This window comes from Phytoamicus setariae (assembly GCF_016722925.1).
In the GTDB taxonomy this organism is placed as follows: Bacteria; Pseudomonadota; Alphaproteobacteria; order Rhizobiales; family Rhizobiaceae; genus Rhizobium_E; species Rhizobium_E setariae.
The window spans coordinates 24925-35255 of the sequence record NZ_JAEQNC010000025.1; the positions used below are offsets into that span (position 1 = coordinate 24925).

The following is a 10331-nucleotide window of genomic DNA, read 5'->3' on the forward strand; positions in this document are numbered from 1 at the left end:
TCCTCCTCAACCGTTCGAAAGGCGTGCGTTTGCGGCTTCGAACGTGTCGGCAACGAGACGGCGTTGCGGGTTCGAGCCGCCCAGCAGCACCGCACCGTCAAGCGCCGGGGCAAGCAAGGCCGTGGCCGCTCGATAGCGGCCCTCGGCAAAAGCGAAAAACGCATCGCAGAGGGTGACGAGCAGTTGGCCGGTTTCCGTACCTTCCTGTTCGCACTGACGGCGCAGGTCGCGCGCGAGTGCATCCTTGCGGTCGACGCCGCCATCGAGCGCCGTAATTGCGATGCGGTGCAGATCGGCGAAGGCGAAGCCGGAAAATGCGAAATGCCTGTCCATATAGGCAAGGGTTTCGGCAACGGTTTCCGGCGGGGGCACAATTCCGCGCAATGCCATTCGCCACAGGAACGAGGCATTGTCCGAAAAGGTGGAGAGCGGCATAGGATCGCAGACCGCAGCGCTCATCCTATCGGCGAAATGCCGGTGCAGGTGTCCGGCATCACCCGTCTTCAGGTCGAACTCGAAGACCGCGGCATGCCAATTGATATGATGGCGCATGTCCGAGTTCCCGCCGGAACCCGCAAGCCAGTTATGTGCGAAGCGCAGGCCTTCATCCTTCATTCCCAGTTCGAGCTGCGCGTGGCTGATCGAATGCACCGCGAGGCCGGTCTCCTTGAGAGCTAGCGCGTATTGGCCGGTTTCGAGCGCCTGTGCCGACTGGCCCGCTTCGGCCTGCGAGAAGGACAGATTGGAGACAAACCACCAGTCGTCCGCCGGCAGGGCAGAGCGATAGTGCTCCATGAGTGCAAGGCTCACCTCGCGCCAGTCGCGTCGGCCCGACGAGGAAAACAGTCCGAACGGCCCGATGAGAAGTGAAAAGACGATCACGTCGCAGGGCCAGTTTTCCAGGTGCTCGAGCGCCCCCACCAGCGCTGCTTCGCGATCCTCCATTGCGAGGTCGAGCAGTCGAACAGTCGAAGCCTCGCGCTTCGTGCTTGCGGCATTCAATGTCAGGGCGCGCTTCATGGCCGCGCGCCCGGATGCGCGCTGGCCGTGGATGAATTGCTGCCGGCCGAGAAACGCATGTGCCAGCGGAAAGCCGGGATCGGCCGCGACACTGGCTTCGAGCGCGGGAATGCCGCTGGCATCGAAGCTCAGCGCATCGGCAAGGCCGGCCAGGAAATGCGGAACGGCTGCCGGATCAGCCGCGAGCGCATAGCCGTAGGAATCGAACCCCGTCATGGCCATCATGCCCGATCCAGCGCCTGAAGGATGTCGGTCGCCAGGTCCTCGATACTCTCGATGCCCACAGACAACCGGATTTGGCCATCGGAAATGCCCGCGGCGCGCTGATCCTCACGGCTCATATTGCTGTGCGTCATCAGGGCGGGGCATTGGACCAGGCTGTCCACTGAGCCCAGGCTGATGGCGATCGACGGAATGGACAAGCTATCCATGAACCGCTTGGATCCGGCAAGGCCGTCCTTGAGTTCGAAGGTCAGCAGGCCTCCGAATCCGCCTCGCATCTGCGCGCGGGCGAGGTCGTGCTGCGGATGGGCCGCGAGCCCCGGATAGGAGACCGAATCGACCTTGGGATGGCCATCGAGCAGTTGCGCGATGGCGAGTGCGTTGGCCGAATGTCGCATCATCCTCAGTTCCAGCGTCTTGAGGCCCATGTCGGTCAGCCAGCAGTCGAAGGGGCTCGGCGAGGCGCCGAGTTCGATCGCATGCTTCCAGAAATGGCTGTAGAGGCTAACCTCCTCGGGCCGGCGCGAGATCACGGCGCCGCCGATCGTCGCGCCATGCCCGGAAATGAACTTGGTCAGCGAATGCACGACATAATCGGCGCCGAGCGACAGCGGCTGCTGAAGGTAGGGCGTGGCGAATGTATTATCCACAGCAAGGCGCGCGCCGGCGGCGTGCGCGATGTCCGCCAGCGCCCGGATGTCGTGGATCTCCATCGTCGGGTTCGACGGTGTTTCGATATAGACAAGCTTTGCCTTGGGATGCATTTCCAGCGCGCGCACCCAGTCCTCGGGCAAAAAAGAAGAAACGAACCGGACCTCGACCCCCATGCGCGGGCAGATTTCCTTCATGAAGCTGAAGGTGCCGCCATAGAGGCTGGCCTGGCTCAGCACGACGTCACCCATGGAAAGCTGCGAGGAGAGGAGCGCTGAAATCGCCCCCATGCCGGAGGAAAAGATCCGCCCTGCCGCCACCGTGTCGACCGAATCCGCCCCGGTCTCGGCCATGAGGTCACGCGCTTCAAGCCAGGAAAGCTTGCGAGCCAGATCCTCGGCATTGGGGTTTCGGCCGCGGGAATAGACGAAGCTCTCATTGTCCTCGCCGCCGAACGCCCTGAGCGCGGCGTCCGTGCTGGGGAAGGAAAACGTGCTGGTCTGGAAGATTGGCGGCACGTGGCTGTGCAACGGCGTGTCACGGCTGGAGGTGACGATGGAACTGACTCCGGTCAGCCGGTTTTTCTGCCGGTCGGGTCCGGGGGACGTGTCACGCATGGTTTCTGCCTCCGATTGGGGCGTGAAATTAAAAAAAAGCGCCCTCGATTTGACGAAGGTTGACAAAATTAGACTAACTCGTCAAGTTCACTCAGCGCAAATGCCGCGCTTAAAACAAGAGCACTGGGAGGCGTTCTATGAAATTCATTACAGGCCTGACCGCGGTCGCAGCCGCGATCCTGGTTTCCTCGACACCGGTTTCCGCCGCTGGTTGCGCCGACGGCAAGACCATGACGTCGGGCGTTCTGACCATCGCAACCGGGAATCCCGCCTATTCGCCCTGGGTGATGAACGATGCACCCGAAAGCGGTGAAGGCTACGAGGCGGCCGTCGCACTGGAACTCGCCCGACGCCTGGGCTTCGAAAAGAGCGCCGTGGCCTGGGTACGCACGAGCTTCGACGAAGCGATCCAGCCGGGGCCGAAAAACTTTGACTTCAACCTCCAGCAGTTCTCGATCCGCCCCGAGCGGGCGCAGGCGATCGACTTCTCCGATCCCTACTATTTGGCCGGCAAGGCGCTCGTCGTGCGCAAGGATGTGGCAGAGCGCCTGGGCAGCGACCTGTCGGCCGAAAAGATTCGCGATCTGCAATTCGGCGGCGCGAGCGGCCAGACATCGGCAATCTTCATCTCAAAGGTGATCAAGCCGACCAAGGACGTGCTGCTTTACGAAGATCTCTCCGACGTTCAGGCCGCGATGATGGCCAACCAGGCCGAGGCGACGGTGGTGGATGTGCCGACCTCGCTGTTCCTGACCGCGGTGCGCTATCCGGACGGCCGTATCGTCGGCCAGTTCGCAAAATCGAACGATGAGACCGACGACAAATTCGGCCTGCTCTTCGCCAAGGGCAGCCCGCTCAAGGACTGCGCCAACAAGGCATTGGCAGATATGAAGGCCGACGGCACGCTCGCCAATCTCGAGGCGACCTGGCTGAACAAGAAGGCTGGCATCCCCGTCATCGACCTGGGGAAATGACTATGGCCTCCCTGCCGCTGCGCCATGAGCGCGAAGGCGTGACATTGAGCCCACGGGCCGCCTATGAGGCGGCCCTCCGGCGCAAGTCCATTCGCCTGGCCGTGGTCAGCTCTCTGGCCTTCGCCGCCGCCGTCGTCATTTTCGTGCCCATGGCGCCGGGCTGGGAAGCCGTACGGACGGCCTTCTTCAATTGGGACCTGCTGGTCGAGACGTTTCCGAAACTTCTCCAGGCCTTTCTGATCGACCTGATGCTGTTTGCCTGGTGTGCGCCGGCCATCCTGGTCCTTGCTTTGGTCATCGCACTCATGCGCAACATCTCGTCTCCGACGCTGTTTCCGCTAAAGGTATTCGCGATCTTCTATACCGACCTTTTCCGCTCGGTGCCGATCATCCTGACGGTCTATATCGTCGGCTTCGGCATTCCCGGCCTCGGGCTGCAAGCGCCCTGGAACAGCCCCTATCTCTGGGGTTCGGTCGCGCTGACGCTGACATATTCCGCTTATCTGGCCGAGGTCTACCGCTCGGGCATAGAATCCATCCACAAGAGCCAGACTTCCGCCGCGCTCTCGTTGGGCTTCTCACAGGGCGATGTGATGCGCTTCATCATCCTGCCGCAGATGGTGTCGCGGATCATGCCGGCGATCATGAATTTCATGGTCTCGCTGCAGAAGGATGTGGCGCTTCTCTCTTTCATCGGACCGATCGAGGTGCTGCGTCAGGCCAATGTCTTCAAGGCGCTTTATGCGAATTTCACGCCTTATGTGGGGGCGGCGATCCTGTTCCTGTGCATCACCATCCCCGCAACCCGCTTTTCGGATTACCTGATTGCCCGCGAACGGGCGCGGAGGACCGGATGATGACCAAGCTTTCCATTCGCAATCTGCGCAAGAGCTTCGGCGCGCTTGAAGTCTGCAAGGGCATTTCGCTGGATCTCGCAAAGTCCGAGCTGATCTGCCTGATCGGCGGCTCGGGCTCGGGAAAATCGACGCTGCTGCGTTGCCTCAACCTGCTTGAGCATATCGACGACGGCGAAATCCTGCTCGACGGCGAGGACATTTCCGTCCCCGGCTATGATCCCGAACGCGTCCGCCGCCGCATCGGCATGGTATTCCAGAGCTACAACCTGTTCCCGCATATGTCGGTCTTGAAAAACCTGACGCTGGCGCAGACCCGCATCCGGAAGACACCGCCGGCCGAAGCGAAGGATCTGGCGATGGAGCTATTGCTGCGTTTCGGCCTCGCCGACAAGGCGGAGACATATCCCGACAAGCTCTCGGGCGGCCAGCAGCAGCGCGTGGCCATCGCGCGGGCGCTGGCCATGGAGCCGGAAATCCTGCTGCTCGACGAAATCACCTCCGCGCTTGATCCAGAATTGGTGGGCGAAGTGCTGCGGGTGGTGCGCGACCTGAAGGCGCAGGGCATCACCATGCTGCTGGCCACGCATGAAATGGGCTTTGCGCGCTCGGTCGCCGATCGCGTCGCCTTCCTGTCGGGCGGATCGCTGCTTGAAGTAGCCCCGCCCGAGAAAATCTTCACCCAGCCGGACCACGAGCAGACGCGCCAGTTCCTCAAGCGCGTGCTCGATCCGATCTGAGCGGCGCGAAGCGCCGGAATCACCTCAAACATGCAAGCGAATGGAGCCGTCATGCTCGAAACCATCTGGGATACCGCCAACCGTCGGCAAGTCGAGCGCGACAGCCCCGAACGCGCCGCCTGCCGGGCGACGCGCTGCCTGCCCGGCGAGATCGCGCCTCATGTTCTGCTGCCGGGTGATCCCGGCCGCGCACGGCTGATCGCCGAACAATATTTCGACAACGGCCAACTCGTCATGGCGAACCGCGAGTTCCATTCCTATACCGGCACTTATAAGGGCCTGCCGGTTTCGGTGATCTCGACGGGCCTCGGCAGCCCCGGCGCCGCGATGGTCATGCAAGACCTTCCCCGGCTGGGCGTCCGTGCCGCCATCCGCGTCGGCACCTGCGGCACGCCCGATCCGGACTTGCGTCCCGGCGATGTCATCGTGGCGACCGGTGCGGTGCGCGACGAAGGCGCATCGAAGAAGCACATGCCCGACATCTTCCCGGCCGTCCCCGATTTCGACCTGACGGCGGCGCTGCTCGGCGCTGCTCGTACGCTCACGGACCGGGCCGCCTATGGCCTCGTACTCACCTCGGACGGCTTCCGCTATCCGGGCCTTGCCGAGGAAAGCGCCCTCTATGCCGGCGCCGGCGTCAGGGGCGTCGATATGGAATGTTCGGCGATCATGGTGCTGGGGCAGGTCTGCAAGGTGCCTTCCGCCTGCATCCTGTCGGTGGACGGCCATACCGGCAATGTCGCGGCAGGAAAACTGGCGCCCGACGGCGAGGCTCGGGACCGTGGCATCCGCACGGCGATCACGGCGGCGCTCGACGCCTTCGTCGCGATCGGGCAATCCCACCATGGCTGAGATACCCACGGCAAAGCCATTGCTGGAGGAAGCGCGCCGGTCCGTCGCGGAGACGGCGCGCAAGCTTCTGACCAGCCGCCTGATCGTCAATACATCGGGCAATGTCAGCCAGCGCATCGGCGACCTCGTCGCCATTACCCCCAGTGCGCGGGACTATATGCAACTCGCGCCCGAGGACATATGCGTCGTCGATCTCGACGGAAATCGGGTCGACGGCAAATGGCTGCCATCCTCCGAGCTGGAACTGCATCTCGCTCTCTACCGGGATTGTCCGGACTGCGCGGCGATCGTACATACCCACTCCGTCCATGCGACCGCCGCGACCATGCTGACCGATGAACTGCCGGCGATCCATTACCAGATGTGCGACCTTGGCGGCGCTGTGCCCGTCGCGCCCTATGCCACCTTCGGCAGCCCGGAACTGGCACAGTCCGTCCTCTCGGCGATTCCCGGCCATACAGCGGTGCTGATGGCCAATCATGGCTCGATCTCCTACGGACCGACGCTCGAAAAGGCACTGGCGCGCACGGTGCTGCTGGAATGGTGTGCCGAGGTCTGGTTAAAGGCTAAGAGCGTCGGCACGCCCCGCGCGCTGAACGACGGCCAGTTGCGCGAAGCAACCGACCAGATGAAACGTTACAGCTCGGCAAGGGCATGTTATCACTGCCACCCCAAGACGTAAGGCAGGCGCAAGACCGGCCGAAACGTGCTGTGCGCCAGGAAAAGCAGGGTCATGACAAAGGACGACTCCGAAGCAGAAGACAGCCCAAAGGGCCGGGTTTCGATCGATTTCTCCTGCGGCCCCGGTGCAGCGGGACGAAAGAGCCCGATCATCCGCGCCGCCGTTGCGCCGTTTGAAGCACGTGGCATCGCGGAACTTTCCGACGGTGTCGTCAGCCATTGCGAGGGCGAGATCGAAGCGATCGCCGACAGTCTTCGGGACTCCCTTCTTCAGGCGTTTCGTGCCGGTGCCACGCATTTTCGCGCCGTGGTCTATGCAAGGCCGTTGGATGAGGACGCCTGCCGCAGTTACATCGATTCCATGACGCCAGTCCTGGCCTCATTGAATTCGGAGATCGTGCCGATCAATGAGTTGCGGCCGAGCGACGTGCCGCTGGAATGGAACGGGCGGCTGGTAGCCGGTGTCCGCGAACTCGCTGCAGCCCCGGAAACCGTCGATGTGGTCGATGACCAGCTCCGCAAGGCCCGTTCCATCTTCGGGCCACTCGAGAACCTACGCCGCAACGAGCGGCTGAAGGTCCTTGCCTGGTTCCGCGACCAGAACGTCTTTCAACAGCGCCGCGCAATAGATCGCATTGGGGTGCAGATGCAGGTCAGCCGGGCGACGATCTACAACGATATGAAGGCGTTGGACCGCGACGACTCAGATGTCAGCGCGAGCGGATTTTGAGTGAGTAATGTTCGCCCGGCAGCTGCGGCGAAGCGGCTTTCAACATAGAAACCGGCACGGTGATGTCAGGTTAACTTGAGTTGAGAGTATTAGATGGTAGTCGTCGGACATGGTTCAGTCGACTGAACCGTCCAGGGTTTGCCGGAGGCCGTTTGGTTTAAGTTATGCTGCCATGGCTGGTTCGTCCAGCATGGCGTAGTAGCGTTTATCGGCTTCGGCTGGTGGGATATTTCCGATGGGCTCCAGAAGCCGTCGATGGTTGAACCAGTCTACCCATTCGAGTGTTGCGAATTCGACAGCTTCGAAGTTTCGCCAGGGACCGCGTCGATGAATGACCTCGGCCTTGTAAAGACCGTTGATCGTTTCGGCCAGCGCATTGTCGTAGGAGTCGCCGACGTTGCCGACGGAGGGTTCTATCCCGGCCTCCGCCAGTCGCTCGGAATATTTGATCGACACGTATTGAACGCCTCTGTCCGAATGATGGACCAGCCCGCCGCGATGAACAGGCCGCCGATCATGGAGTGCCTGCTCCAGTGCATCGAGGACGAAGCTGGCATGATCGGTCCGGCTCACGCGCCAGCCAACGATGCGACGGGCAAAAGCGTCGTTCACGAAAGCCACGTAAACGAAGCCCTGCCAGGTGGCCACGTATGTGAAATCGGAAAGCCACAGCATGTTTTGCCGTGGTGCGCGAAACTGGCGGTTTACCCGGTCGAGCGGACATGGAGCCGCTTTGTCGCTGATCGTCGTGCGGACCGGTTTGCCACGAATGATGCCCTGAAGGCCCATCGTTCTCATGAGCCGGGCGACGGTGCATAGAGCGACATCGAAGCCTTCCCGCAGCAACCGCCGCCAGACTTTCCGCACGCCATAGACCCTGAAGTTCTCATCGAATACCCGGCGTATCTCGATCCTCATGGCCATGTCGCTGCGGGCGCGGACCGACAAGCGATCCACGTCCAGCCGTTGGGCGATGGTCTCGTAATAGGTGGACAGGGCAATCGGCAGCAGCTTGCAGATCGGCTCGACCCCGAGTACCGAACGGTGTTCATCGATGAAAGAAATCATCGCTTCAGTGGGCGGTCGAGCTCCGCCTGGGCGAAATAAGCAGATGCTTTGAACAAAATCTCGTTGGCCTGACGAAGCTCGCGGTTCTCGCGCTCCAGAGCCTTCATCTTCTCGGCCATATCGCTCGGCAATCCGGCCCGCTTGCCAGTATCGACTTCCGCCCTCTTGACCCATTCATTGAGCGTATGCGCCGAGCAGCCGATCTTGGCCGCTATCGAGGAGACTGCTGCCCAACGGGACGGATGTTCGGCTTCGTGATCGAAAACAAGTCGCACGGCTCGGGTGCGGATTTCAGATGAAAATTTGTTCGTTGTCTTGCTTGTCATAGCTCCACTTTCTCACGAGTTGGAGCCTCCGACAAACCCGGGGCGGTTCAGTGAAGCCCAATCGAGCGACCTTTGAAAGAGCTCCAGACCTGTCAGCTTCGGACCGCGCCATTCATCGAAGAGAAACTGCGCACCCGCAAAACGTTGAGAAGGGTTTTGGCTTGTGTTCGTGGCGACGCGGCTACCGTCTGGCCTTTCTTCACCGAGCCACACTTTGGCTTCTGTGAAAGCGAGGTCTTGCATCGATACCCTGAGCTTCTCCGAACGAATTTTTTCATCGACACCGGCAATCCCAACCGGGTGGATCACGGTGTGCTCCGGAAGAAGGGGAGGTGGTATCTCATTTGCTGTTTTGGGCGGGGGTGTTGTCCGCGGTGTTATGGTTTCTTCAGGCGAAAGCTCCCTACCGGCCTATACGTCAAAACGATAGATACGCCGAAATTCGCAACCGAGTGTCTTTGTCGCGTCCTGAGAAACGGAGAGGCCCCTAATACCCTTTTTGAGAGCGCCGAAGGCGTTGCGGCTGTCATAATTCTCTTCAGCATTGAGCCTAAGGATGAGATGATCCCGCCAGGCGCGGGGAATCTTGGCGGTTATTTTGGCGTGAGCCTGGGCTACTTCTTCTTTGGGAAGGCGTCGAACCTCTATTTCCGCTTCGATATCGACGTCCCCGTAATCTTCGCGACCCGGCTCCAGTACACTGCCGAACAGCTTGAGTTCCTATACGCGAGCAAGGCGATCTGGATTGCTATTGATCGCCCGCGCCCGTTTGATGACCTCATCGATAATTGCATGAGCCCTATGAGGAGATATTCTAAGGCCGAAACCGTCAGCGACAAGGCGACGTCCATGCTCAGTCAGATCCCAATCTAAGCTTTGGCCATTCTTGCTGTTCCACTCGAGATAGCCAGCCATCGCAACTCGCGTAAGGAAAGCATTGGCTTCCTGAGCGGGGCATTTGAGGTCTTCAATGGTTGTAGCCAGGAGCGAACGACCCTGTCGTCTCTCATGTTTCAAGAAAAGGTTGCGGATCGTCGTGAGGTCCGTACCCGGTACAATTGGATGCTTGGACATGTGAATAAAACAGCTCTTGGATAAAGCAAGCCTAGATATGCTAATATTTCCGCATCCTGCAACCCATGATTTTAAGGCAGGTTGGTCATTTTCATTTGGAAACTGGCTGCCATCCCAACCAAAGTTGGCGCTTGTCTCGGATGAGTCTGTAGGTCTCGGTGGAAGGCATCGACGACCATTTCGACAAGTTTAGCATGTGGTTCTAATGAGAAAACAATAGCGTAGGTTCAGTACAACCTGTCGGCGGGTCGTATTGGTTCAAGACCGTCCCGGCTACAAGTCGAATGCGGAAATAATTTCCGCATTTCTGCACACGACATAGCTGCATCCGGCTGAGTCAAGCCAAGATCGATACTTCCAGCTATGCTCATGTTTAGCGCCCCGATCGGGATGAAATGCCGATCAAATCGCGGCCAAACATTAAAATCATCCCGATCGGTTCTTCTCCTTGACGCAACATTGGCGAGATGTCATTTTCGTCCCGAAAGGGATGATAATGCATGTACTGACCGACAGCAAAAG

General features: G+C 60.4%; 10 protein-coding genes and 1 other annotated feature. Of the genes, 7 read left to right on the plus strand and 3 right to left on the minus strand.

The features are described 5' to 3' along the window. Positions 1-6 precede the first annotated feature (6 nt). Together JJB09_RS25985 and JJB09_RS25990 are read right to left on the minus strand one after the other, a co-directional pair. On the minus strand, positions 7-1245 hold the full coding sequence (locus JJB09_RS25985; protein ID WP_201664005.1) for a tetratricopeptide repeat protein: 1239 nt from the start codon (positions 1243-1245) through the stop codon (positions 7-9). Continuing rightward, the gene (locus JJB09_RS25990; RefSeq protein WP_201664006.1) at positions 1242-2510 is read right to left on the minus strand and encodes a trans-sulfuration enzyme family protein; all 1269 of its coding nucleotides are present in this window, start codon (positions 2508-2510) and stop codon (positions 1242-1244) included. The genes JJB09_RS25985 and JJB09_RS25990 overlap by 4 nt, the downstream gene beginning before the upstream one ends. 137 nt (positions 2511-2647) lie before the next feature. Here JJB09_RS25990 and JJB09_RS25995 point away from each other — a divergent pair, with 137 nt between their 5' ends. The 6 genes from JJB09_RS25995 to JJB09_RS26020 are packed head-to-tail and all read left to right on the plus strand — an operon-like array spanning position 2648 to position 7341. Then, positions 2648-3484 carry an ABC transporter substrate-binding protein gene (locus JJB09_RS25995; RefSeq protein WP_201664007.1) on the plus strand — a complete coding sequence of 279 codons (837 nt, stop codon included), beginning with the start codon at positions 2648-2650 and terminating at the stop codon, positions 3482-3484. 2 nt (positions 3485-3486) lie between these two features. Continuing rightward, positions 3487-4341 (plus strand): amino acid ABC transporter permease, encoded by an 855-nt coding sequence (locus JJB09_RS26000; protein ID WP_201664008.1) that lies wholly within the window; start codon positions 3487-3489, stop codon positions 4339-4341. Continuing rightward, positions 4338-5078 carry an amino acid ABC transporter ATP-binding protein gene (locus tag JJB09_RS26005; RefSeq protein ID WP_210341832.1) on the plus strand — a complete coding sequence of 247 codons (741 nt, stop codon included), beginning with the start codon at positions 4338-4340 and terminating at the stop codon, positions 5076-5078. Before JJB09_RS26000 ends, JJB09_RS26005 begins: the two co-directional genes overlap by 4 nt. Positions 5079-5129: 51 nt before the next feature. Further along, positions 5130-5930: a nucleoside phosphorylase gene (locus JJB09_RS26010; RefSeq protein WP_201664009.1), complete on the plus strand. Its 801-nt coding sequence runs from the start codon at positions 5130-5132 to the stop codon at positions 5928-5930. Then, positions 5923-6612, plus strand: coding sequence for a class II aldolase/adducin family protein (locus JJB09_RS26015; RefSeq protein WP_201664010.1), 690 nt, complete (start codon positions 5923-5925; stop codon positions 6610-6612). Before JJB09_RS26010 ends, JJB09_RS26015 begins: the two co-directional genes overlap by 8 nt. A gap of 51 nt (positions 6613-6663) precedes the next feature. Continuing rightward, complete coding sequence (locus JJB09_RS26020) at positions 6664-7341, plus strand: helix-turn-helix domain-containing protein (RefSeq protein WP_201664011.1); 678 nt, start codon at positions 6664-6666, stop codon at positions 7339-7341. A gap of 162 nt (positions 7342-7503) precedes the next feature. Here JJB09_RS26020 and JJB09_RS26025 read toward each other — a convergent pair. Then, positions 7504-8735 (minus strand): IS3 family transposase gene (locus JJB09_RS26025; protein WP_246748998.1). Its coding sequence is split into 2 segments (ribosomal slippage): positions 7504-8441 and positions 8441-8735, totalling 1233 coding nucleotides; the frame shifts between segments, so codons are not numbered across the junction. Next, positions 8335-8451: a sequence feature (AL1L pseudoknot), on the minus strand. It overlaps the preceding gene by 117 nt. Positions 8736-8807: 72 nt before the next feature. Here JJB09_RS26025 and JJB09_RS26030 point away from each other — a divergent pair. Beyond that, positions 8808-9608 carry a hypothetical protein gene (locus JJB09_RS26030; protein ID WP_201664012.1) on the plus strand — a complete coding sequence of 267 codons (801 nt, stop codon included), beginning with the start codon at positions 8808-8810 and terminating at the stop codon, positions 9606-9608. The last annotated feature ends 723 nt before the right edge of the window (positions 9609-10331 follow it).

Bases quoted from the DNA above. Each gene is read 5' to 3' on its own strand.
- JJB09_RS25985 (WP_201664005.1), bottom strand. From the start codon at position 1,245: ATGATGGCCATGACGGGGTTCGATTCCTACGGCTATGCGCTCGCGGCT.
- JJB09_RS25990 (WP_201664006.1), bottom strand. From the start codon at position 2,510: ATGCGTGACACGTCCCCCGGACCCGACCGGCAGAAAAACCGGCTGACC.
- JJB09_RS25995 (WP_201664007.1), top strand. From the start codon at position 2,648: ATGAAATTCATTACAGGCCTGACCGCGGTCGCAGCCGCGATCCTGGTT.
- JJB09_RS26000 (WP_201664008.1), top strand. From the start codon at position 3,487: ATGGCCTCCCTGCCGCTGCGCCATGAGCGCGAAGGCGTGACATTGAGC.
- JJB09_RS26005 (WP_210341832.1), top strand. From the start codon at position 4,338: ATGATGACCAAGCTTTCCATTCGCAATCTGCGCAAGAGCTTCGGCGCG.
- JJB09_RS26010 (WP_201664009.1), top strand. From the start codon at position 5,130: ATGCTCGAAACCATCTGGGATACCGCCAACCGTCGGCAAGTCGAGCGC.
- JJB09_RS26015 (WP_201664010.1), top strand. From the start codon at position 5,923: ATGGCTGAGATACCCACGGCAAAGCCATTGCTGGAGGAAGCGCGCCGG.
- JJB09_RS26020 (WP_201664011.1), top strand. From the start codon at position 6,664: ATGACAAAGGACGACTCCGAAGCAGAAGACAGCCCAAAGGGCCGGGTT.